The organism is Bacillus cereus group sp. MYBK195-1, assembly GCF_051916605.1.
GTDB lineage: Bacteria > Bacillota > Bacilli > Bacillales > Bacillaceae_G > Bacillus_A > Bacillus_A cereus.
In genome coordinates this window covers 146,809-170,396 of the sequence record NZ_JBQAGZ010000001.1, presented here as the reverse complement: position 1 = coordinate 170,396, position 23,588 = coordinate 146,809, and the positions used below count along the sequence as shown (strand labels likewise).

Sequence of the window (23,588 nt, the reverse complement as noted above, 5' to 3'; positions counted from 1 at the left end):
ATTTAACACGAAATTTCGATTTACCGACAAAGAATGACAAAAAAAGAGAGGTTGTCCAAAAGGACAACCTCTCTTTTCTTATATCAATTAAAATTTGAACTCTTGTCCAACTTCAAAGCTATCTTCTAATACAAGAATACCTTTTTCTTGTGGAGCGTCTGGAAGCTCTAATTCACGTGCAGAGCAGATCATTCCAGAAGAAGGAACACCGCGAAGTTCTGCTGGTTTAATTAACATACCGCTTGGCATTACAGCACCAATTTTTGCAACGACAACTTTTTGTCCTGCATCAACGTTTGGTGCACCACATACGATTTGTAGTGTTTCTGTACCGATTTCTACTTTACAGATGTTTAGCTTATCAGCATTTGGATGCTTTTCTTTTTCAGCTACATAGCCTACAACAAATTTTGGAGAAAGATCTGCTTCTACTGTTTCTTCAAAGCCATTCTTCGCTAAAATTTCGTTGATTTTCTCTACAAGCTCTTTCGTTAATGTAAGGTTGCCTGTTTCTTTTACTTCTAAGTAAGAAGATGCATTAAAGATGTTGAATCCTGCTGTCTCGTTGCTTTCACGATCGTATACGCGTGCAACATCTCCTTTGCGATCAAAAGTACGGTTCTCTAAAGTAATATCTTGTAAGGCAACAATTAAAGTGTCACCAATTCCTTCAAGGTTGTAAAAAACGTTCACTTCGTTCATCCTTTCTCTTTTCCATCTGTCTTCTTCCGATTTTTCGCTAAAATAAAGATTGGTTCAAATTCTCCATCTTCATATACGAATGAAAGTGATGTAATCGGAACATGCCCTTCGGCAAAAAATTTCATTGTCATTTGTGCAATAATATCATAACCGATTTCGTTGACGATATCAGCAATAATTAATACATCTTGGTGAGGAACAGCAACAACCATGTCACCAGAAATCTTTTCACGCATCGATTGTAGTAACGATTCGTTTAAAATACGAGTCGCGTCATACCCATCATTTGTGTTTAAAAAGTAGAATGTATTACCCGCTACTGTGTCTTGTTTAAATTCATAACCTAATGAGCGTGCGTTGAATAATGCCATTTCACGCACTTGCTGTTCTGTAAGTTCTAATTTTTGTAATAGACGCTCGTCAATTAGTCGATACGTTTTATTCGAATCTAACGCATAGTAAATACGTGTTTCCGCCGTATGATCCGTCATAATAAACGGATTTCCTTCTTCTGCTTGTTTCGGGAAAGAAGTAGAGCGAATAACAGGTAAAATTTTCGCTCCGCTATTTTCTTCTTTATGCATCGCAATTAGCGCTTCTTGTACGTAATAAGCAACTTCTTCAATTGCCTTTTCTTTGTTCACTTCCCATTTTGCCACAACTCCTGGAAGCGATACGTTAATACCTTTTTTGGAGTCTTTTTGTTCAATACGTAAAACTTCTTTCTCACTATCATACTGAAAGTCCCATTCTGGGCGAGATAATTTCTTTATTAACTCATCTTTCATCTTTTTACTTGTCATCTTCATCTCTTTTTCCTCCCTTCCAAAAAAATAACCTCCCCCGCGAAGGTAGAGGTTGTTTTACAATTCAATTGGCAAATTGCCTTATTTTAAACCTTCAATGAACTCTTCGATTTGTTCTTGTGTTTTACGATCTTTGTTTACATAGCGACCAGTTTCTTCACCTTTATTGTACGCTACAAAGCTCGGAATGCCAAATACGTCTAATTTTACACATAGATCAATAAACTCATCGCGATCTACATAGTAAAATGAGAAATCACTATATTTCTCTTCTACTTCTGGCATAAATGGGTCTACAAAGCGGCAGTCTGGGCACCATTCTGCTGAGAACATAAAGACTACATTCTCTTCATTTTTTAACTGTTGGAATTGCTCCATGCTTTCTAATGACTTCATCTATATTTCCTCCTCTAACGAGTGCATTTTTCATGTTATAATCTTTCTTTTATACTACCATACATCGCGCACGGTGCAAGGTTTATGCTTGCTTTTTGTCATACTTATATTGCCCAACTAACAACTTAACAACGTGTACAAATAATTCCGTACGGTCGACATAATCATCTGTAAAAATACCGATCGCACCTTCGTGACTACGAATATCTTTTCGCTGCACAAACTCTTCCATCACTTCGCTTAATTCCTTACCATCTTCAAGAGGTGCTAAAAAATCGTCTGGTAACGTAATACGCGCTCCTCCGGCCACAAATACTTTCCCATCACTTGTTGCTAGCGCGCCCCAGTTACACATAAATAAACCGTGCTCCGTTTTCATTACGCCGCCTTCTAGCCCAATACCAATTGGAGCTTCTCCTTCCTCTAGCGCTCGCTTCGCTCTATTAATCGCTCCTTGCATCGTCTCTTCATCTGAGAAAGGCTGAGCTGATACTCCTGACGGAACAGAAAGAGATGTAATTTCAGCATCTTTCCAAACCTTCTCCACAGCCCCAACCTTCGTTTTATTCTTTGATCCAACCACTACTTTCATTTCGTTCACCTCTATAAAAATTCATCATTCTATTCTAATATCCGCTTCGGCACGAATTAAGTACCAACCACTATCACATACCACCAGGGAATCCCTTCTACCTATAAAAGAAGGTGGCTTTCCACAATATTACTGGTCCTAGACACAAAAACAGGCTTCTTCTTTCTTCCTACGCGCGGTCTTCACACATCATTCGAGCATCCATTAGGCACTGACCGCCACCACACACCGCTGGGTCATCTCTCCTACCTAAAAAAAGAAAGAGCTTTTAGCCCTTTCTTCTACGCGTTATTCTTAATTGTCTCTAACGTCGTTTTATCTGTTGTTCTTACAAGCTTCGTAATTAATTCTTTCGCCGCTGCATAATCATCAACATGTAAAATTGAAGCATGTGTATGAATGTAGCGTGCACAAACACCAATTACTGCTGATGGGATACCAGAGTTACTTGTATGTACACGGCCCGCATCTGTACCACCTTGTGAAATAAAGTATTGGTACGGAATGTTGTTTGTTTCTGCTGTATCTAAAATGAATTCGCGCATTCCTCTATGTGTTACCATCGTGCGATCATAAATACGAAGAAGAGCACCTTTTCCTAATTGACCGAACTGCGTTTTGTCACCAGATGCATCGTTTGCTGGACTTGCATCAAGCGCATAAAAAATGTCTGGTTGAATCATATTTGCAGCTGTTTGCGCTCCGCGGAGGCCTACTTCTTCTTGTACAGTAGCACCAGAATATAATGTATTTGGTAATGTTTCATCTTTTAATTCTTTTAACAATTCGATTGCAAGACCACATCCGTAACGGTTGTCCCAAGCTTTCGCCATAATTTTCTTCTCATTTGCCATCGGTGTGAATGGGCAAATCGGCACGATTTGTTGTCCTGGTTTTACACCAATTTCAATCGCATCTTCATAACTATCTGCACCTATATCAATTAACATATTTTTTATATCCATCGGTTTTGCACGTTGCGCGTCACTTAATAAATGAGGAGGAATAGAACCAACAACCCCAATAACAGGACCATTCTTCGTCATAACTTGTACACGCTGTGCTAATAAAACTTGACTCCACCATCCGCCTAACGTTTGAAAACGAAGCATTCCGTTTTTCGTAATTTGCGTAATCATGAAACCTACTTCATCCATATGACCTGCTACAAGAACACGCGGGCCAGTTTCGTCCCCTTTTTTCAGACCAAATACGCTACCTAAACCGTCTTGTACAATTTCATCCGCATATTTGCTTAATTCTTGTTTCATAAAACGGCGTACATCATGTTCAAAACCTGATGCACCTTGTAATTCTGTTAACGTACGAAATAATTGTAATGTCTCTTTATTCACGAAGTCCCCTTCTTTCAAACCTTAGTAGAATACCTCTTTTATTGTAACGAAATTTTCGAAATGTTTCTAGTTTCTTCTTTTTTGGCTGTATTTGCTTTATAATTATTATCGGTACACTATTTTTATTTTATAGAATTGAGGTGAATATATGAGCTGGAAAGGTTTAGTAGCAGGTCTTGGCGTTGGGTTCGCAGCTGGTTATCTCGTTGCAAACAAAGTACAAGAACAATCCCATATTTCTTCAGAAAAAGCATTGAAAATGGTGAAACAAGCATTAAGTCATAAAGGTGAAATTACTGGCTCTTGGGTACATATGGTTCCAGAGACATTTGAAAAATATGATGTCGCATATGAAGTTTATCGCGGCGGTCTTACAACAATGTTAAATGATATACAAGAACGATTTGAATTTTTAGTTGATGCTAAAACAGGTACTGTTTTAGAGGTTATAGCAGCATAAAAAGGAGGGTTCCCATTAGGTGAACCTCTTATTTTTTTGAAATTGCGGGTATTGATTAAAATTATATCAGCGATTTCCCAATTATATCGGCGCAACTCAATTTATATCAGCGTTTGTTTAAATATATCGACTTACCGACAAAACCCGACAATAAAAAAGAGGCTGCTCCAATAAATATGATGGAACAACCTCCTATTTTTATGCTTCTATACTCGTTTTCCGTTCTACTTTTTCTACGATATGCCCTTCCTCATTCCACTTCACAGCGCGATAATATGCGTCATGGTAAAACGTAAACCATGCCTCTTTTTCAGCACCATACTTCATCCACTTTTGTTTATTTTCAATCGAGGTCATCGGATAATCGTCGTATGCCATTACCCATAATACATTTTGATGTGCGTGCGTCGGTAAGAGATCTGCTAAGTGTAGCATCGTTTCCCCATGGCTTTCTAAAGCAATAACTGCATGTCCATCACTATGACCACCTGTATGCACCATTTTTATTTCATCTGTAATTTCTATTTCTTGCTGGAACGTAACAACTTGATCTACAATCGGCTCCCAATTTTCCTTCCAATATGTATTACGGGATCTAATATTTGGGTTCCTCATTTCATTCCATTCTGTTTCACTTACGTAAACTTTCGCATTTGGAAACGCAGGTACAAGGTGATCATCTTCCCATTTTGTTAAACCAGATGCATGATCAAAATGAAGATGTGTCATTAAGACGTAGTCGATATCTTCTGGCTTTAATCCTAGTTTTTCTAATGATTCATAAACCGATGATTCTTCTGTTACACCTTGATTTCGCTTCATCTTTTCATTCAATTTACCGTTTCCTATTCCGGAATCAATGAGCATATTTCCGTCTTTCGTTTGCAAAAGTAACGGATCTGTTCGTAAATAAATATGATTTGTATCATTATGTTTATACTTACGTGACCAAAGTACTTTCGGGACGACACCAAACATCGCTCCCCCGTCTAAATGTGTGTTCCCACCTTTTAGCCACGTCACTTTTATATCTCCAATTTGTAACTGTTCCATTTTTCATCCCCCTTTTCTTTTAATACTAACATAAAATTCTGATTATTTTAGATGCAAAAAAACCTATGCATTACTGCATAGGTTCTGTACGATATTTTGCTTCCACTCGGTAAATACGATGACCTTTACTAGAGAATTTCTCTTCGTACTCAGTCATAATGTTTCCTTCATAATCACTATTATGAAGATCTAGGCTAAGGTAAGTTAATAACATACCATACTCAGCCATACTCATAAGAGAATATTCAAATAAACCTTGGTTATCTGTTTTGAAATGAATTTCTCCGCCTTCTACTAACACTTCTTCATAATTACGTAAAAACGTTTTATACGTTAAACGACGCTTCGTATGACGTTTCTTTGGCCATGGATCTGAGAAGTTTAAATAAACGCGATCAATCTCACCTTTTGCAAAGAAAACTGTTAAATCTTCAGCATCTTTATTAATTAACTTTAAGTTCGGTAATTCTTCTTCAATTAATTTATCAAGTGCGTCTACAACAACACTTGTGAATTTTTCAATTCCAATATAATTAATATGTGGATTTGCTTTTGCCATATCATACATAAAGCGGCCACGACCTGTACCTACTTCAATATGAATTGGTTGTTCATTTCCAAATACTTCTTTCCAGTTACCAGCGCGCTCCTCTGGGTTTCCAATTACGATATGTGAATACTCATTAATTCGATCCATTGCATATGGTTTATGTCTTAAACGCATAGATGTCTCCCTCTCTTTACATAGCTATTTTAAAGGAATAATTCCTTCTCTCTGTTTTTAATCAATCTACCAAACAAAAAACCAAGTACGTACGAGCACTCGGTCCGTTTCTTTCAAGTATAAGATGTACCATTTTGATAAAAACTACATACAGCATTAAACATTCCATGACGAAACAGCTTTTTCTCTTACATTTCTAAAAAGAGAAAAACAATCGAAAGGATGATCCGTTCATGCCAATTAATCAACAACATCAATTAGAAGTGCTGAAAGATATTTTAGTCAATCACCAAAGTGATTGTTGCGGGACAGTTTCTGAATGCGAGCAATTAGAGCGTCTCATTCAATCGTTACTCGCAAACGATAATGTAAGTAGTGACGCTAAAGCAATGCTAAACGATGTATATTCTTATAGTCAATCGGGTAAATCTTCCTCTAATTTGGACAACCACATTTCCAATAATCAAGAACAACTTACTCAGTGGATTGCTGGAATGGACAATTTTTCTTAAGTATTATTCTGAAGCAAGTAGTTGCTGTAAATATTGATGCCAATATTCAGCTTCTGCTTGCTGTTTTTTTGTTGTATGCCATTGAATAGACAAAATCGTTTGTGCTATCACATACCATCTCATACGCCTAAGCAGCGATTCATCCATTTCAATATCATAATAACCGAGCCACTCACTCCACTCCTGGCGCGGAATGTACCAATATAATAACATACCGAGGTCTAGAGCTGGGTCAGCAATTACAGCTCCATCCCAATCAATTAAAAACAATTCATCTTCATCCGACAATAGCCAGTTGTTATGGTTTACATCACAATGGCATACAACGAATTCATTGTATTCAATAGCTTTTAATGAATCCATTAAATATTGAAGGCCTTGCTGAATTGTTTCATCATCCCTTATATCTCCTCTTAAAACGAGTTGCAGTTGTTGTAATAACTCTTGTGCGTGAAGCGGCTGCTTCCCAAGTCTTTGAATCATCTGTACAAGCGCTTTAGAGGAGTGTATTTTCTTCAAAAGTTTCGCAACACGTTCTAGTTTCATATCCTCTGGCTCTAGCTTCTGTCCCGGAAGCCATTTTTGAGCAGAAATTACATCACCATTCGTTACCCTTCTTGTCCAAAGTAATTTTGGAACAATTCCTTCTGCTGACAATACCGCTAAAAAGGGCGATGTATTCCGCTTTAAAAATAACTTCTGTTGTCCGTTTTGCGCAATATATGCATCGCCCGTTACTCCACCAGCCGGTACAAGACTCCACTCTTTTCCTAATAATTGTTCCAACCATTCCATATTCATTACCCGTTAACAAATCCTTATCTTTTATAGTTATGAAAAGAAAAACCGCAACATTTCTACACATGTTGTGGATTCATATATTTTACTGTAAATGAAAAGAAAAATTAGCCTAAGCCAAAAATCCTCTATTTTATTTTACAAAACCTGTCATAGAATGACAACTTATCAAAATCGTCACCTTTGTCAATTCTACATTTATTACATTCTCATCGTCAAGTAGCGATTTGTCACATTATCGTCAATATATACGTGCTAATTGGAGCGAGCCTAAGTTCCTTTCCTCTAAATGAAGAAATTGGCTCTATTTTCGCTTCGTTTTCGTTTACTAACACATGCCACGTTGCTTCTTTCGGAAGTTGCACAGTTTTAGCTTCTAAACCGCTATTAAATAAGACGATAATCTCTTTCCACGGCCCAAACGATTCTGCATGCTCTAGGTGATATGCAAGTACTTCTGTAGATGTTTGTAAAAAAGTCATATGTTTTTTTATAAGGTCTGCACTTTGTAATCGGAATGCCCCATGCTCTTTACGAATCGCGATTAAACCTTTTATATAGTTAACGGTCTCTATCTCTTTCTCTTTTTGATCCCAATCTAATTGATTGATCTCATCATTTGCATTATAACTATTTTCATTTCCTTTCTTCGTACGATAAAACTCTTGCCCTGCGTGTAAGAAAGGAATGCCTTGTGAAAGAATAACCATTGCGCTCGCTAACAGGTGACGTTTTTTCAAAATCGTTTCTGATTCTTCATTACTGCGCACTAGTTTATCCCACATCGTCATATTATCATGACATTCTACATAGTTAATGCTTTGCGCTGGCTCTAGAAACAGCCCTGTTTCTTTCATACTTAAAAGACTTCCTGCTGCAATATACTGCAAATGATTACAGTCTACATGCCCACCAAATGCAAAACCACGCTTATTTATATGAAATGTACTCCCTTTTATCCCATCACGAAATTGATCATTAAACTGTGCGATATGTGGCATTTTCTTCGCATTATTTAACGTTGCTTTTTCCTCAAGAGGAAGCGGTGTTTGTAAATCCCATCCTTCTCCTAATAACAAAGCATCTCGTTTTATGTTTCGCACTTCTTTCTCTATCATATTCATTGTATCAATATCTAAAATTCCCATTAAGTCGAATCGGAATCCATCGACATTGTATTCAGTAAGCCAATATAAAATAGACTCTACAATGAATTTCCTCATCATTTTCCGTTCAGACGCTATATCATTTCCGACTCCCGTCCCATTAGAAGGCATACCATCTTCACCATGACGAAAATAATATCCTGGAACAAGCTTCTCAAATGATGATAGCTCTCTTTCATAAACATGATTATATACAACATCTATAATCACCCTAATACCTTGTTCATGAAATGTTTCAATTAGTTGTTTGCACTCAACTATCCTGTTATACGGATCAGAGGGGTTTGTAGCATAATATCCTGTTGGTGCATTGTAATATAATGGATTGTACCCCCAATTATAGGCAGAAGAAGGATTCGCCTCATCCACACCACCGAAACAATATAAAGGCAATAATTCAACATGCGTAACGCCTAAATCTTTTATATGAGACAAACCTGTCAATGTCCCATTTCGTCCTGTTGTTCCTTCTTCCATTAGCCCTTTATACATCCCTTTTTTACTCACTCCACTGTTCGGATGAATAGTAGCATCACGAATATGCAATTCATACAATATGGCATCTGTCATTGCTTGTAATGGTGGTAATTGCTCTCGTTTCGTTACAGTCGTCTTTTCTAAATCGATAACAATGCCATACTTTCCATTTACAGTCACTGACTTTGCGTAAGGATCCACCGCTTCGTTCCATATTAAATTAATACAAACAAGAAATGTATAGCGTGCTCCGTCTAAATCACCTTGTAATGTTTGAATCCAAACTCCGTTTTCTCCCCTGTACATTTCATGATCGGTATATTCTTTATCGCTCTTATAAATTCTTACTTTCGCAAGCCTTGCAGTTGGGGCCCATACTTTAAATGTCGTTTCTTGTTTTTGATACACAGCACCTAAATCTGTACCTTCGTAATAATACTTTTCATCGAAAATTTTTGTTCGAATAACAGCACCTATTTGTAAATCAGTTTCTTCATTCCGTTCATCTCGTACTGTATAATACTTCCCCACATCTAGCGGCTCTTCTATAAAGCACTCATACTTCGTTGCATCTGGAAGCGCAATAGTATGAGCAATCGGTAAATCTTTCACATTACTTCCTTCTTGCAAACGAAATGTCCGACTTGTTCCATACGCATGTGGGAGCAAAATTGTAATTTTATTCATTTCATCTAAATAGGCATCAAATGGACGTTTTACTTTCAACATAAAAAAATCACCATCATTCTCAAAGTTAAAATAAAGTGAAACTTTAATGAGCGAGAAAATTTTTCCATCCTCACTTATTATTAGCCTTCACCAATTAGGCGAGATAAAATGAGCTGCAAATGATAAGGCTTTTCTTATCAACAAGACTCTATACAGTAACTCCATTCTTCTCTATAGTATATTCACCTGCATAAAAAACGTTTTCAACATTCTATTTTTGTAATTTTATTTCAGCAATCGATTTATACTTCGGGGTTTCTTTCACGTGGGATTCGTATAAAGTAATTGTATCTGCTTGAAATGATATTTCAGGCACTTCTTTTATACTTTCTAAACGAAACTTTTCTTCTCCTATCCATTTACGAGCAACGGTAATATGCGGGTGATACGGGCGTGTTTCTAGAGAAAATCCATTTTCTTCACAAATGGCATGTACTTGCTTTTGCAACTGAAACAAATGGTGATTCTCACTTACCTTCGCCCAAAAAATACGAGGCTGATCTTCCCTACCAAACGTTGAAAAACCTTGTAACGTGAAGGATAGTTCTTTTGTTTCTGCAATTGTTTGTAATCCATTCTTTATTCCCTCTAACTGTTCCTCCGTTGCACTCCCTAAAAATGAAAGGGTAATATGATAGTCTTCTTTATGTACCCATGAACGAAATTGTAATTCCTCTTGCATGTCCTCTTTATAGTTAGACAGCATTTCTTTTATATGATTCGGTAACGTAATTGCGACAAAATAATGCAGTTCCATGTACATCTTCTCCTTCTTTCTATTGTTGCTTTTCTTTCTTATCTCATTCAGGTAAAAAGAAGCCGCTCTCCAAAATAGAGAGCGGACATTATTTATATATCCATTACTTCGCTAATTCATGAATTGCTTGCGCGTAAATTGCTGTTGCTTTTAATAAGTCTTCAATTTCGATATACTCATCTTTTTGATGCGCAAGTTCTTCTTTTCCAGGGAATAGCGGGCCAAATGCCACACCAGCTTTTAATGAACGAGCATAAGTACCGCCGCCGATTGCTAATAGTTCTGCTTTTTCACCTGTTTGTTCTTCATACACACGTTGTAACGTACGGATTAATACGTGATCTTTATCGACGTGATGTGGGCGAGAATTAGAATAGTCAGCCACTTCAAAACCATGCGTACCAACATATTCTTTCAACTTCACAATTGTTTCTTCAAAGTTAGTTGTAACTGGGTAACGTACGTTTAGCCCTAAGTTACCACCGTTTTCTTTCGTATAAGAAATGCGACCGACATTCACTGTTAACGGACCGCTAATTTCATCTTTATAAGCAATAGTAGCTTTTTCACCAAAAATATCACCAGTAAATGTTTCTGTTGCAAATGTCGCAAATGCAGTTGCTTTTCCATCAAGTGAAACTGTAGTTAAGAAGTTTGCTAATAATAAACCTGCATTTTCTCCTTTTTCAGGAGTAGATCCGTGCGCTGAAATTCCTTCTATTTGCACCGTCACTGCATTTCCTTCTATAGTCGATTTCCCTATTTTTTTAGCAGTTTGTAAATACTCTTCATATGCTACTGTAAGTGCATTTACATCTTCTCCTGTAATAACCGCTTCTGCAAAATCAGGAACCATATTTAAACGGCGCCCTGAATCAAATGAAACAAGTTCATATGTACCTTTTTTCTCTTCACTACCATTTTGCACAACTTGTATATCAGAAATTCCTTTTTCTGCATTAATAATTGGAAAATCCGCGTCTGGCGCAAAACCGATTGTTGGCATTTCTTCGTTTTTAAAGTAGTGATCTACACATTTCCAATTGCTTTCCTCATCTGTTCCTATAATCATACGAACACGTTTGGAAAGAGGTAAGCCTAATTCCTTCACAATTTTCATCGCATAATATGCTGCCATCGTTGGGCCTTTATCGTCAATTGCACCACGTGCAAAAATCTTTCCATCGCGAATATCCGCACTATATGCAGGAGTCGTCCAGCCATCTCCTTCTGGTACAACGTCAACGTGACAAAGAATGCCTACTAACTCTTCTCCTTGTCCCATTTCAAGATGACCTGCATATCCTTCTAAATTTTTAGAAGCAAAACCTTCAGTTTCTCCTTTATGTAACATGAAAGATAAAGCTTTTTCTACACCTTCACCGAATGGTGCGCCCTCTTTCGCCGATTCTTCTTCCCATACACTTTTAATTTGTAAAAATTGTTGTGTATCACGAATTAAATCATCTTTTCGTTTCGCAACTTCTTCTGTCCAATTAATTGCTGACATCACGCATCCATCCTTCACTATATTGTTTCTTTCATCATAACAAACCGAAATCTCTTATGCCATACACGAAAACTAAATACCGAACAATTGTAATATTTCAGATATTTCTTATTAGTTTTTCTTTTATTTTTTCAAAAAAATTTGCAGGAATTTGGCGTTTTACGTAGAATTTTATGTGTTAGTTGACTGACCATATATACAATGTCAACTACCAATATTTTTCTATATGAATATTTGTTAAATTTCTGTAAAATTTAAGTAGATTAAAGCATGAATTTTATCATGTAGAGTACAATGGTAGTAACGACCTTCTTTCCTGAATGGGGTCAAAAAAACTAGTAGAGGAGTGGTTTTCTCTTGAAACCTACAACTACTCGTATGCTAACACGCATTAAATCAATTTATATGTACATCAATGAAAACGGAACGGTAACGACGAAAGACCTTGTAGATGAGTTCGGGATCACACCGCGAACGATACAACGTGATCTAAATGTGTTGCAGTTTAATGAACTCGTGTATAGCCCTTGCCGCGGTAAGTGGACAACAACAGGAAAGAAAGTGAGAATGACCTCATAATGAAAAATAATTGTATGTAAATAAATACATACCCCTTTCTAATAATTAGAAAGGGGTCTTTTCTGCGCCTATAAAGGTACTACTTTTCAGTATCTACTTGATATGTTTTTAACATTTCTACTTCTTCATCTGTTAGCTCTCGGTATTGTCCAAGTTCTAGTTCTTCATCTAATACTAACGGACCCATCTCTGTTCTCTTTAGGTAGACTACTTTTTTCCCTACCGCTTCAAACATACGCTTCACTTGATGGAATTTCCCTTCCGTAATCACAAGCTCAATTTCAGAAATATCATCGCTTTTCAATATTGTAAGTGCACCTGGCTTTGTTTCATAGCCATCATCTAAAATAACACCTTTAGCAAACTCTTTTACATCCTCTTCTGTTACTACTCCTGCAACGTGTGCATAATATTTTTTCGGCACATGCTTTTTCGGAGATAATAATTGATGTGATAGCTTCCCATCATTTGTTATCAATAAGAAACCTTCCGTATCGATATCAAGTCGTCCAACTGGGAACGGATCAAAGATTGCATCTTCTAATTCTAATAAATCTATTACTGTTTCATGATTATCATCTTCCGTCGCTGAAATAACACCTTGTGGTTTATGCATCATTAAGTAAACAAATTCTTTGTATTCCACAACTTCACCGTGAATCATAACTTCTTGCTCTTCTACATTTACATGAACTTTCGCATCTTTTACTGGCGTTCCATCAATTTTCACAACGCCATCTTTCAATAATTTCTTTACTTCTTTTCTACTTCCATATCCCATATTTGCTAATAATTTATCTAATCTCACGTTTTTCACCTTCTTTATTTATCATAGAAAAGGGGACGTAATTACGCCCCTCTTGATTTCAACTTTATTTTAAATCTACTACCAAGTTTACGTTGAATTTTATCTAATGCTTCTCCGCCAAATACTCTTTCAAGTACTCCTGTGCGAATTGCTAACAATCCGTAAACAAGACCGCCAATACCTGCACAAATCGCAACTGTTATAAGAGCACCCATACGGCCATCAGGCGAAATCATGAAGGATAGAAGCCATTGTGATAGTTTTACAGCAACGACCATTATAAGTGTTAATACTGCAATTTGGAATGTTCTTTTATATACAACACCGAATGAATAGTGTGCGTATTTTTTAATTTGTTGATTTGTGTACCAAACAGAAGCTAAGAAACCAACTGCTGTTGCTAGAATTGCTCCTACTGTACCGAAATAACGAATAAAGATTACGTTACATACAAATTTCAAAATAACGCCCATTATAAGCGCAATAATCGCATGCTTCTGCTGGTTAATACCTTGCAGGATTGCCGCTGTTACTGTAAATAAAGCGAATAACAACGCAACTGGTGCATACCACATTAATACTTGTCCACCTAGTGGATCTGAATCGTAAAACGCAGTATAAATTGGATATGCCAGTGAAGAAATACCGACAACTGCTGGCAATGTTAAAAACATATTCGCCTGGAATGTTTGTGTAATTTGTAATTTCAAATAACGGTATTGTTTTTCAGTAAATGATTTTGTAATTGCTGGTACAAGCGTTAAACTAAACGCTGTTGCAAGTGATACAGGAATCATAATTAACTTATGCGTCCACATTGTGAAAATACCGAGAGCTCGCTCTGCGATATCACCTTGACCAATCGCCTGCATAATTGAGTTAAATGTCAATGTATCAATTTGTTGATATAAAGGAATTGTTAACCCAATTACAACGTAAGGAATCGCATATGCAAATAACTCTTTAAACAATTGAACGGTGCTTACTGTTGATTCTGGTACAGTTTGTTCAATTAAATATTGATCCAAATATTTTTTACGTTTTAACCAGTACCAAATTAACACACCGAGTGCTCCAACCGCTGAAACGAACGCAGCAAATGTCGCTACTCCAACTGCTGTTGCAACTGTACCGCCAAGTACTTTAATAACGATAAAACTACCTGCTAATAAAAAGACGATACGAATAATTTGTTCAATAATTTGTGAAACGGTAGTTGGTCCCATAGACTGGTGACCTTGGAAATAACCACGAATTAAACTCGCTGCTGGTACAACAATAAGTGCGAAACTTACAAGACGAATAATCGTCGTAACTTCTCCTACATTATTGTGTATACTTTGTTTACCAAGCATCGCTTCTGCAAACAATGGCGCCGTCATGTACAGTACTAGGAACGAAAGAACTCCTGTTACTATCATCATAACCATTCCCGAGCGGAACATTCTCCGGCTCGTTTTATAATCGCCAAGCGCATTATATTTGGAAACAAATTTTGAAACAGCAAGTGGCACACCTGCCGTTGCGATACTTAAAAAGATCGTATATGGAATGTATCCATATGTATAGAGCGTTCCGCCTTCTGTTCCTACTAATGCATGAAACGGAAAGACGTAAATCATGCCTAAGAACTTTACTAAAAATGTCCCTAGCGTAACAATAAGCGTTCCGCGCAGAAATTTCGAATCGGACATACAAAAATCCTCCTACATCTACATAAAGTGAAACTATAATTAGTTGGAGACTTCTCTCCTACTCCTTATTAGTTGAACCATTCGAGCATTTACAGGCTAACAGACTCCCTATTTACTTCTCCTAAATCTTGAGGTTTTAGTCTTATCGCCTACAAATGGCAGGATAGTGCTGAACTCTAACTTTTGTATTGTACCACAATTCTCTCATTAAGCAGTACTTCACTCTATTTTTCTTTTAAGGGAAAACATGCTATTCTTTTAGGCAGGAAATGTAGAAAATGAGGTCGATATATTATGCATTATGATGTTATTGTCATCGGCGGCGGTCCTTCTGGGCTAATGGCTGCAATTGGTGCTGCAGAAGAAGGCGCAAATGTCTTACTTCTTGATAAAGGAAATAAACTTGGGCGTAAACTTGCAATTTCTGGTGGTGGACGCTGTAACGTAACAAACCGTCTACCACTTGATGAAATTGTTAAACATATACCAGGAAACGGTCGCTTCTTATACAGCGCTTTTTCTATTTTTAATAATGAAGATATTATTACATTCTTCGAAAATCTCGGTGTTAAATTGAAAGAAGAAGACCACGGTCGCATGTTCCCTGTGTCAAACAAAGCACAATCTGTTGTAGACGCACTTTTAACACGATTAAAAGACTTAGGTGTAAAAATTCGTACAAATACACCTGTTGAAACGATTGAATATGAAAATGGTCAAACGAAAGCAGTTATACTGCAAACAGGCGAAGTGTTAGAAACAAATCACGTCGTTATCGCTGTTGGCGGAAAATCAGTTCCTCAAACCGGATCTACTGGAGACGGATATGCTTGGGCTGAAAAAGCGGGTCATACAATTACAGAATTATTCCCAACAGAAGTACCTATCCTTTCAAACGAGCCGTTTATACGTGACCGCTCATTACAAGGTCTTGCTTTACGTGATATAAACTTAAGCGTATTAAACCCGAAAGGAAAAGTTATCATTTCTCACAAAATGGACATGCTCTTCACTCATTTTGGCCTATCTGGTCCTGCTGCTCTTCGCTGTAGTCAATTCGTCGTGAAAGCACTGAAAAAGTTTAAAACGAATACAATACAAATGAGTATTGATGCATTGCCAGAGGAAAATAGTGAGCAACTATTCCAGCGCATGCTGAAACAAATGAAAGAAGATCCAAAAAAAGGAATTAAAAACGTTTTAAAAGGTTATGTCCCTGAACGTTACTTCCTATTCTTATTAGAAAAAAATGAAATTGACGGTAGCGAACAAGCTGGACAAGTTTCTCACGAAAAGATTCGTGCACTTGTGAAAGACTTTAAAGAGTTTACTGTGAATGTAAATGGTACGCAGTCAATTGAAAAAGCATTCGTTACTGGCGGCGGTGTATCCGTGAAAGAAATTAACCCGAAAGAAATGTCTTCTAAATTTACGAACGGCTTATATTTCTGCGGAGAAGTTCTTGATATTCATGGTTATACTGGTGGCTATAATATTACATCAGCCCTTGTTACTGGTAGAATTGCCGGAACGACAGCTGGAGAAAACGCGAAAATGCAGTATTAAAAAAAAGAAACAGGGATTCCTGTTTCTTTTTTATAGGTACATGAAATTATATGAGCGATTCCACAACTTATATCAGCGATTTCCCAAATATACCGACTCGCCGACAAGAAGCGACAAATATCTGCTCCATGTAACTTTCCATTGCTTTTTTGTTGCTTTATTTACCTTAGTACCTTTATATTTTATATTGTTGAATATTTAAAAAAGGGTAAGGGGAAAACAAATGAGAAAAAAAGTCATGATGTCTTTAATGTTAATGACGTTTCTTTCTGCGGTAGAAGGAACGATTGTTAGTACAGCAATCCCTCGTATAACGAGTGATTTGTCAGGCGTCGAACTTGTTAGTTGGGTATATGCAATTTATATGCTTGCAACAGCTGTCTCGACTCCAATATACGGAAAGCTCGCTGATTTATTTGGCCGTAAAAAAGTTTTACTGATCGGAGCTACAATCTTTTTAGTCGGTTCTGCACTTTGCGGAGTCGTTACATCGATGGAACAATTAATCTTCTTCCGCGCGCTTCAAGGTATCGGTGCTGGTGCTGTTATGCCAATCACAATGACGATTATTGGAGACTTATATAGCGAAGCGAAAGACCGCGCGAAAGCACAAGGTTGGATGAGTGCCGTTTGGGGTGTATCCGGTGTTATCGGACCGTTAGTAGGTGGATTTTTAGTTGATTCTCTTTCTTGGCGTTATATTTTCTTCCTAAACGTTCCATTCGGAATTATCGCTTGCTTAATGATTGCAATTTACTACAAAGAATCTATTAAACCTGCTAAGCATCATATCGATTATCTTGGTGCAACAGTCTTCTCATTAAGTACAATCGCTCTACTATATGCATTATTAACAGGTAGCAGTAAGCAAAACTGGGGAGACATGACAATTATCGGCCTATTAATCTTTGCCGCTATTTCATTTATTATTTTCTTATTCATCGAGAAAAAATCTCCAGAACCATTAATTCCGCTAGCACTTTTCTCTAACCGTACATTATCTACGATAAATATATTAACTCTTATTGCTGGCGCAATGATTATTAGTATTACAATGTACCTTCCAATTTGGAGCCAAGGTGTATTAGGGAAAAATGCTACAGAAGCTGGACTTATTTTAATGCCAATCCCTGTTATGTGGACATTTGGCGCTATTTTCTCTGGTAACTTAGTAGGCAAATTAAAAACGAAACAAATCATTTTACTTGGAGCTAGCATTTTATCAGTCGCTACGTTCTTATTATTTACACTATCAACAAATTCACCATCGTTCCTTATTTATGTAGCAGTCGGATTATTCGGCTTAGGAATGGGGCTTGTGACACCGATTTACATGGTAACAATTCAAGCAGCCGTACCAGCTCATACACGCGGAACAGCTGTTGGTTTAAACACATTTATTAATACATTCAGTCAAACGTTAGGTGCTGCAATCTTTGGAACAATCTTTAATACGATGATTCATGCACGCGGCATTAAAAACCTTGATCTTGTATCTGGTGGACACGGCGGGACTACAGCAAGTGTAGCCACTGAATCACAATCCGCATTAGCTGCAAGTGTACACGTTATTTATATGAGCACTTTCGTATTAGCAGTATGTACATTAATTATCGGTTGGCTTTTATTAAAGCCAGCTACACAAACAAGTGAGCAACAATAAAAAGGATGACCATTTTGGTCATCCTTTTTTTATTCTTCATTCTCCACAATATGTTTCAGCATGGATAATTTATTATCCCAAAAACGTTCATAATATGAGAGCCACTGTTGTAATTCTTCTAATGGTTCTGGATGCAAACGATATATCTTCTCTCTTCCGCTTTTTCTTCCACTTACTAAATTCGCTTCCGAAAGAATATGAAGGTGCTTTACAACCGCAGTACGACTCATCGGAAAATGATCCGTTATTTTGGAAATCGGTAACTCTTTGTCACTTAATAACCGTATTACTTCTCGGCGGGTTGGATCAGCAATTGCTTGAAATACATCATATTTCGCTGCTGACGAGGACACTTAGCCTTCGACAACCTTTTTCAGTTTTTCATTTACAATTGCTACCCAACCACCGCTCATTCTATCGCGAATAATAGAGCTCTTCGCATTTGCTTTCGGAAGAATTTCATCAGGATGTTTCCAGCCGCCGTGAATTAACGTAAATTCTGTTTTGTTATCTCCTAAGTCTTTCAAATTAAATGAAACAACCCAGCCATCTGTATCCCATGAGAAAGATAAATAGTTTGGCTCATCAATCTCTAACACTTTACATGGTGATGGCCCAAATGGTGATTGCACATGAAATTCATGTCCTACCTCTAATACAAAATCATTTGGCATAAACCATGACGCAATCCCTTCTGCAGTTGATACTACACTCCATACCTTTTGAATAGACGCGTTAAAAACGATTGTTTGTTTAATATCATTTAATGTATTTTGTTGTTCCATTTTCATTCTCCTTTACTCGGCGTTATAACATAACACCTTTTGGTTATACTTCGATAATATAACACCTTTTAGTTTCATGTCAACGCTAATTCTTTTACTGTTGAGAAATTCTCAACATTTTTTCAACAGGACAAACACCCTCTTAGCATTTCCTCATAATATACTCACAAAGGCAATACAAAATAAAAACTTCTCTCAACATGAAACTCCATCATTTATCTTGAGAGAAGCGCCTTACTTATATCATGCGTACTTCGTCTCTCCTCCTTCCCTCAAGGGACAATACGCGAGATATGACAAATCAGAAGGAATATGCCCACCATTTGAGTAGGTAGTTATTTCTCTTCTCCTCAACATTTCCTCAGGAGCGAAATGACTACCGACTCACTTTTTTCAAACAAAAATAAAAAGGGGATGAAAGCTATGTTCTATTGCATTAACTGCTCTGATATTCATCATGAAAAACATCCGAATGATAAAGTATTCAAAAACGGTTTTTATATTGATCCATTTTTAGGTGATCGTTATCACCTTGGTATGTGTAAAGATGCTCAAAATCATGCAACAGGGGAGCCTCTTTTAACGACAAAGAAATTAGGCACACCCCAATCTATTATGAACGTATTACCGACACATGTTGTCCCAACATAAAACATAAAAAAGAGCTGGGTGAGCCAGCTCTTTTTTATGCTTTATAAACGATCATTGCTGAAAAACAATAAATTTGGTTTTCATCGTCGTTAATGGAAACACCAACTTGATACTTAATATCTACAAAGTTGCTATCATCAATCTTTTTCAAAAACACATTCACAGCGTCTTCTAAGTCTTTTTCGTGACTTTCATCAAAAACTTTCACACGAATCATGTTAACACCATCCTAGATCGCAGCCCTCCGCCGCTTGATTATTGCCACGGTGCGTATCTATGATGCGATAAAACTTTCCATTCTCATATATATATCCGTCTTCTAACACATATTTTTTATCTTCAGTATAGACATAAAACTTACCTATCATAAATTTACTCGTATATAATTCCAAATAATTTGGTCTAAATTTAGCTACAACTTTATTTGTAATATCAATTTTTATTGTGCGCCCCACCTTCTCTCCCTCCTTTGCAAAGAACGGATTTAGGTATATTGTATTAGCGCTTTTACATTTTATGCTTAAAAATAAGTGGATATGCCTTCTTTCTCACATGTACTATTTTTCTAAAAAAATCACTATAAAGTGAAACTTTAATCAGCCCGACCCCCACCTAACTTCTTTGCTTTTTCTAAATTTTGAGATGGGGGTCTTATCGCCCGTTAATGCGGGATAAATATGTTCAAAAAAACATAAAAAAAAAGCACTCCATATTATTGACTCGAATATAAATGTTATGTTATTATATAAAATTTGACATTTTTATATAAGTGTGCTATCATTAAAAGTGGTTACCACATATGGAGGTGGATGATTTGTTTCAAATTGGTGATAAAATCGTTTATCCAATGCACGGTGCAGGAATTATCGAAGCAATTGAAGAGAAAGAAATATTAGGTACTTCACGTCAATATTGTGTGATACGCATCATTAGTAAAGATATGCAAGTAATGCTTCCGATGGAACAATTAAAAAAATCAGGTATTCGTTATATCGTTGATCGAGGTACGTTAGATGATATACTTCTTGAATTTCAAAACGGGGAGTCAGACCCATCACTCTCATGGAAACAAAGATATACAATGAATATGGAAAAAATGAAAAATGGCAATTTACAAGATAGCGCAGAAGTGGTTCGGGATTTACTTCGCCGTAATAAAGAGAGAACATTAAATGCGAGCGAAAAACAAATGCTAGATAATGCACGAAAAATGATGATCAGCGAAGTCGCGCTCGTACAAAATGTTACTGAACATCAAGCAACAGAATTTCTTCAAGATACAATTAATCATTAATTTTAAAATAGCCGAACGCTATTTTTTTTGTAAAAAAGGACAAAGAGATAAACTCTTTGTCCTTTTCATATTACCCACGCCCAGCTTGAAACGATGGGTATAAAGTCATTCCACCATCTGCAAATAACGTAATTCCAGTTACGTAACTCGCCTCTGATGAAGCAAGCCAAGTTGCTACTGCTGCGATTTCTTCAGGTTTTCCAATGTAGCCCATCGGTATCATACTTTCTACGTCAGCCCGCTGTTTTGGATCAGCAAACTTTTCGGCATTAATTGGCGTATTAATTGCACCTGGCCCAATATTATTTACTCGAATACCTTTTGGCGCATATTCTAGCGCTAACGTTTCTGTCATCAGTTTAATACCACCCTTACTTGCTGCATAGTGCACAAATAGTGGCCACGGAATTTTCTCATGAACACTAGACATATTAATGACAGACCCTTTAATATCATGTTCTACAAAATATTTAATCGCTTCACGACTTCCTAAAAAAGCACCTGTTAAATTTGTATTAATTACCCTATTCCAATCTTCAAGCGGCATTTCATGCGATGGTACCGCGTTTTCTATCCCTGCATTATTAATCATAACGTCAAGCGTACCAAACTCTTTCACAGCAGATTGAATAAGATTCACAACATCTGATTCGACGGTTACATCACCTTTTACAGCAATCGCTTCGCCGCCTACCTTTTTAATTTCTTCTAACACATCATTCGCTTCTGATTCTCGTGAGCGATAATTAATAACCACTTTCGCTTTTTCCTTAGCAAACCTTACTCCCATCGCTCTTCCGAGACCAGTTGCTGATCCTGTAATAACGACAACTTTCCCTGCTAAATCACTATACATTTCCATACCTCCTTTAACTTTTGGCTATACCTAACATAATTCCGGCTGCGATAATAAAAACGATACCGACAACGATACCCGTTAATTGACGTTTCGTTTTCTTTTCACCTAATATAAGGATCCCACCAAGCGTGGAAATAATAATTCCCATTTGCGATAGCGAGAAACTTGTTGCGACTCCAACACGCGGCTGTGAAATGAATAAAAACATATTTCCAGCTGCCCAAATTAATCCTGGAATAATATTTCGAATTGCATATTTATTAAATGGATGATGTTTAAAGGTAAGCAAAATCCCACCTAACACCATACCAACTGCTTGTGGCAACAAAGCCGACCAGCCATCTACGTTAAATAACCTAATTACTACTACGTAAACTAAATAACCGACTGTTGAAATTAATAAAATTACGATACCTCTTTTAAAGTTTGCTGCTTGCTCTGCATTCTTTTCTTCTTCACTTTGAAGCGATGTTAAAATAACACCGATAATAATACAAACGAGCGCTAAAATCCCAAGGACGACCGATATTGTCGTGGACCATTCATGAAATACGATAACGCCAAATAAAGTCGTCGCGACTAATTGAAGTCCTGTTGAAATTGGCATCGTCCTCGAAACACCCATTAAATCAATACTTTTCAATTGATTTGCCTGACCAAGCGCCCAAAATAAACCTGACACAACTCCAACTCCGATAACGGTAGGTGTTAATACTGGCTTCATAAAAATATAAACAACAATTGAGAAAATAAGTGCTCCAAACGTTGTTCCGAGCGTTTGACTATACGGGCCCCCGCCCAGTTTTACGTTAAATAGCACAATACTTCCCCAAAATATAGCTGGTAAAATCGCTAAAAATATATCCATCACTCATTACCTTTCTTTACTAAATGCCATAGATTATCACTCTAAGTCGTTAGAGTGAGCTTTTATTTTTTCTTTTTCCCGTTCACAAACTTTTTCTGCAATAACGTCAGAAACATTCTTTTCTCGCTCCACTTTCTTTATCTTTACGTGATCTAAATGATCTTCCAAAGTAAGCGTAACTTTATCGTTCGGCGGATTATGCGCTCCTTGAAATGTAAGAAATTGTAGCTTCACTTCGTATCTAGGAACAAATTCATCTTTCTTGCCGAGACGCTTTATATCTATAACTGAAGCACATTCATATTGATCTTCTGTCACTTGTCTAATAACTGAATAGTACCTATTTGATAATGCACTCTCTAAAAGCTGTTCTCTTGATTCTTTCGCGAAAGAATCGCTTGGAGAAGAGAAAAAGGCCACACATAGCATTGTGATAACTACACATATTTTTTTCATAGTTCCCTCCTTGTTCTATAGATTAGTGTTCTCAAAACTGCCATAAAAAAACGACTTTCCCTATGTAGGAAAGTCGTTTTAATGAATCCAATATTAACCACCGCTCACTGGTGGAATTAGTGCCACAACATCACCAGATTGGACCCTGTCATCTTCATTTGCGTATTCTTCATTAATCGCAACCATAATTGGCTCTGAAACTGGTACATTATATTCGTTCGCAACAACATCTTTTAACTGTGCAACCGTAATATTTTCTTTCTCTATTTGTAATTCACTTGTCCCTGCTTCTTCTTGCAAGTGCGCAAATAACAATACTCTAATCATA

General features: G+C 37.0%; 28 protein-coding genes. 7 read left to right on the top strand and 21 right to left on the bottom strand.

Annotated features, from left to right (window positions below; all coding sequences use genetic code 11):
- Positions 1–87 precede the first annotated feature (87 nt).
- The 5 genes from ytpR to ACTFRY_RS00960 form a co-directional block, all read right to left on the bottom strand.
- Positions 88–702 carry a YtpR family tRNA-binding protein gene (gene ytpR / locus ACTFRY_RS00980; RefSeq protein WP_001006761.1) on the bottom strand — a complete coding sequence of 205 codons (615 nt, stop codon included), beginning with the start codon at positions 700–702 and terminating at the stop codon, positions 88–90.
- Complete coding sequence (locus ACTFRY_RS00975) at positions 699–1,511, bottom strand: DUF1444 domain-containing protein (RefSeq protein ID WP_000784588.1); 813 nt, start codon at positions 1,509–1,511, stop codon at positions 699–701. The genes ytpR and ACTFRY_RS00975 overlap by 4 nt, the downstream gene beginning before the upstream one ends.
- A gap of 78 nt (positions 1,512–1,589) precedes the next feature.
- Complete coding sequence (locus tag ACTFRY_RS00970) at positions 1,590–1,904, bottom strand: thioredoxin family protein (RefSeq protein ID WP_000838193.1); 315 nt, start codon at positions 1,902–1,904, stop codon at positions 1,590–1,592.
- 82 nt (positions 1,905–1,986) lie between these two features.
- Positions 1,987–2,496 carry a DUF84 family protein gene (locus tag ACTFRY_RS00965; RefSeq protein ID WP_000869941.1) on the bottom strand — a complete coding sequence of 170 codons (510 nt, stop codon included), beginning with the start codon at positions 2,494–2,496 and terminating at the stop codon, positions 1,987–1,989.
- 281 nt (positions 2,497–2,777) lie between these two features.
- Entirely contained in the window at positions 2,778–3,851 is a 1,074-nt protein-coding gene (locus ACTFRY_RS00960) for a M42 family metallopeptidase (protein WP_001031508.1), read from the bottom strand.
- Positions 3,852–3,999: 148 nt separating this feature from the next.
- On the opposite strand from ACTFRY_RS00960, the gene ACTFRY_RS00955 reads away from it, so the two are divergent.
- A complete protein-coding gene (locus tag ACTFRY_RS00955) occupies positions 4,000–4,311 on the top strand; it encodes a PepSY domain-containing protein (RefSeq protein ID WP_000118543.1) in 312 nt (103 codons plus the stop codon).
- A 198-nt stretch (positions 4,312–4,509) separates the two neighbouring features.
- Here the strand turns inward: ACTFRY_RS00955 and ACTFRY_RS00950 are convergent, their stop codons facing one another.
- Positions 4,510–5,364 carry a YtnP family quorum-quenching lactonase gene (locus ACTFRY_RS00950; protein WP_061664594.1) on the bottom strand — a complete coding sequence of 285 codons (855 nt, stop codon included), beginning with the start codon at positions 5,362–5,364 and terminating at the stop codon, positions 4,510–4,512.
- A 70-nt stretch (positions 5,365–5,434) separates the two neighbouring features.
- Positions 5,435–6,088 (bottom strand): tRNA (guanosine(46)-N7)-methyltransferase TrmB, encoded by a 654-nt coding sequence (trmB, locus tag ACTFRY_RS00945; protein ID WP_001239381.1) that lies wholly within the window; start codon positions 6,086–6,088, stop codon positions 5,435–5,437.
- A gap of 233 nt (positions 6,089–6,321) precedes the next feature.
- Here trmB and ACTFRY_RS00940 point away from each other — a divergent pair, with 233 nt between their 5' ends.
- Positions 6,322–6,600 carry a YtzH-like family protein gene (locus tag ACTFRY_RS00940; protein ID WP_016118745.1) on the top strand — a complete coding sequence of 93 codons (279 nt, stop codon included), beginning with the start codon at positions 6,322–6,324 and terminating at the stop codon, positions 6,598–6,600.
- A 3-nt stretch (positions 6,601–6,603) separates the two neighbouring features.
- Here ACTFRY_RS00940 and ACTFRY_RS00935 read toward each other — a convergent pair whose 3' ends face one another.
- The 4 genes from ACTFRY_RS00935 to pepV all read right to left on the bottom strand — a co-directional run bounded on the left by ACTFRY_RS00935 (position 6,604) and on the right by pepV (position 12,037).
- Positions 6,604–7,401 carry a phosphotransferase family protein gene (locus ACTFRY_RS00935; protein ID WP_001986674.1) on the bottom strand — a complete coding sequence of 266 codons (798 nt, stop codon included), beginning with the start codon at positions 7,399–7,401 and terminating at the stop codon, positions 6,604–6,606.
- 227 nt (positions 7,402–7,628) lie between these two features.
- Positions 7,629–9,770, bottom strand: coding sequence for a type I pullulanase (pulA, locus tag ACTFRY_RS00930; protein WP_086424120.1), 2,142 nt, complete (start codon positions 9,768–9,770; stop codon positions 7,629–7,631).
- A 211-nt stretch (positions 9,771–9,981) separates the two neighbouring features.
- Positions 9,982–10,527, bottom strand: a complete 546-nt coding sequence (gene thpR / locus ACTFRY_RS00925) for an RNA 2',3'-cyclic phosphodiesterase (RefSeq protein ID WP_000418985.1) — start codon at positions 10,525–10,527, stop codon at positions 9,982–9,984.
- Between the two features lie 103 nt (positions 10,528–10,630).
- Positions 10,631–12,037 carry a dipeptidase PepV gene (gene pepV / locus ACTFRY_RS00920; RefSeq protein ID WP_098616699.1) on the bottom strand — a complete coding sequence of 469 codons (1,407 nt, stop codon included), beginning with the start codon at positions 12,035–12,037 and terminating at the stop codon, positions 10,631–10,633.
- Between the two features lie 357 nt (positions 12,038–12,394).
- On the opposite strand from pepV, the gene ACTFRY_RS00915 reads away from it, so the two are divergent.
- The gene (locus tag ACTFRY_RS00915; protein ID WP_000805512.1) at positions 12,395–12,616 is read left to right on the top strand and encodes a DeoR family transcriptional regulator; all 222 of its coding nucleotides are present in this window, start codon (positions 12,395–12,397) and stop codon (positions 12,614–12,616) included.
- A 79-nt stretch (positions 12,617–12,695) separates the two neighbouring features.
- Here ACTFRY_RS00915 and ACTFRY_RS00910 read toward each other — a convergent pair whose 3' ends face one another.
- Together ACTFRY_RS00910 and ACTFRY_RS00905 are read right to left on the bottom strand one after the other, a co-directional pair.
- Complete coding sequence (locus ACTFRY_RS00910; protein WP_001234947.1) at positions 12,696–13,424, bottom strand: pseudouridine synthase; 729 nt, start codon at positions 13,422–13,424, stop codon at positions 12,696–12,698.
- A 41-nt stretch (positions 13,425–13,465) separates the two neighbouring features.
- Positions 13,466–15,118 (bottom strand): putative polysaccharide biosynthesis protein, encoded by a 1,653-nt coding sequence (locus tag ACTFRY_RS00905; protein WP_001284030.1) that lies wholly within the window; start codon positions 15,116–15,118, stop codon positions 13,466–13,468.
- A 294-nt stretch (positions 15,119–15,412) separates the two neighbouring features.
- On the opposite strand from ACTFRY_RS00905, the gene ACTFRY_RS00900 reads away from it, so the two are divergent.
- Positions 15,413–16,684 carry an NAD(P)/FAD-dependent oxidoreductase gene (locus ACTFRY_RS00900; RefSeq protein ID WP_000558862.1) on the top strand — a complete coding sequence of 424 codons (1,272 nt, stop codon included), beginning with the start codon at positions 15,413–15,415 and terminating at the stop codon, positions 16,682–16,684.
- Between the two features lie 223 nt (positions 16,685–16,907).
- On the top strand, positions 16,908–18,347 hold the full coding sequence (locus ACTFRY_RS00895; protein WP_001228022.1) for an MDR family MFS transporter: 1,440 nt from the start codon (positions 16,908–16,910) through the stop codon (positions 18,345–18,347).
- A 29-nt stretch (positions 18,348–18,376) separates the two neighbouring features.
- Here ACTFRY_RS00895 and ACTFRY_RS00890 read toward each other — a convergent pair whose 3' ends face one another.
- Entirely contained in the window at positions 18,377–18,700 is a 324-nt protein-coding gene (locus ACTFRY_RS00890) for an ArsR/SmtB family transcription factor (protein ID WP_000098837.1), read from the bottom strand.
- Positions 18,701–19,132 (bottom strand): SRPBCC family protein, encoded by a 432-nt coding sequence (locus tag ACTFRY_RS00885; RefSeq protein ID WP_000437770.1) that lies wholly within the window; start codon positions 19,130–19,132, stop codon positions 18,701–18,703.
- Positions 19,133–19,555: 423 nt separating this feature from the next.
- Between ACTFRY_RS00885 and ACTFRY_RS00880 the strand changes: the two genes are divergently transcribed.
- The gene (locus ACTFRY_RS00880) at positions 19,556–19,783 is read left to right on the top strand and encodes a DUF3973 domain-containing protein (RefSeq protein WP_000498977.1); all 228 of its coding nucleotides are present in this window, start codon (positions 19,556–19,558) and stop codon (positions 19,781–19,783) included.
- Positions 19,784–19,817: 34 nt separating this feature from the next.
- On the opposite strand, the gene ACTFRY_RS00875 is transcribed toward ACTFRY_RS00880, so the two are convergent.
- A complete protein-coding gene (locus ACTFRY_RS00875; RefSeq protein ID WP_000621751.1) occupies positions 19,818–20,000 on the bottom strand; it encodes a sporulation protein Cse60 in 183 nt (60 codons plus the stop codon).
- 1 nt (position 20,001) lies between these two features.
- Positions 20,002–20,238: a DUF2553 family protein gene (locus ACTFRY_RS00870; RefSeq protein WP_000533804.1), complete on the bottom strand. Its 237-nt coding sequence runs from the start codon at positions 20,236–20,238 to the stop codon at positions 20,002–20,004.
- 344 nt (positions 20,239–20,582) lie between these two features.
- On the opposite strand from ACTFRY_RS00870, the gene ACTFRY_RS00865 reads away from it, so the two are divergent.
- Positions 20,583–21,077, top strand: a complete 495-nt coding sequence (locus tag ACTFRY_RS00865) for a CarD family transcriptional regulator (RefSeq protein WP_000451446.1) — start codon at positions 20,583–20,585, stop codon at positions 21,075–21,077.
- 70 nt (positions 21,078–21,147) lie between these two features.
- On the opposite strand, the gene ACTFRY_RS00860 is transcribed toward ACTFRY_RS00865, so the two are convergent.
- From ACTFRY_RS00860 to moaD, 4 genes are all read right to left on the bottom strand, one after another.
- Positions 21,148–21,933 carry a glucose 1-dehydrogenase gene (locus ACTFRY_RS00860; RefSeq protein WP_000286676.1) on the bottom strand — a complete coding sequence of 262 codons (786 nt, stop codon included), beginning with the start codon at positions 21,931–21,933 and terminating at the stop codon, positions 21,148–21,150.
- 13 nt (positions 21,934–21,946) lie between these two features.
- Positions 21,947–22,804, bottom strand: coding sequence for a glucose uptake protein GlcU (gene glcU, locus ACTFRY_RS00855; protein WP_000350861.1), 858 nt, complete (start codon positions 22,802–22,804; stop codon positions 21,947–21,949).
- Between the two features lie 36 nt (positions 22,805–22,840).
- Complete coding sequence (locus ACTFRY_RS00850; protein WP_000717679.1) at positions 22,841–23,260, bottom strand: DUF3888 domain-containing protein; 420 nt, start codon at positions 23,258–23,260, stop codon at positions 22,841–22,843.
- A 93-nt stretch (positions 23,261–23,353) separates the two neighbouring features.
- Positions 23,354–23,587 carry a molybdopterin converting factor subunit 1 gene (gene moaD / locus ACTFRY_RS00845; protein ID WP_000621778.1) on the bottom strand — a complete coding sequence of 78 codons (234 nt, stop codon included), beginning with the start codon at positions 23,585–23,587 and terminating at the stop codon, positions 23,354–23,356.
- Position 23,588 lies beyond the last annotated feature (1 nt).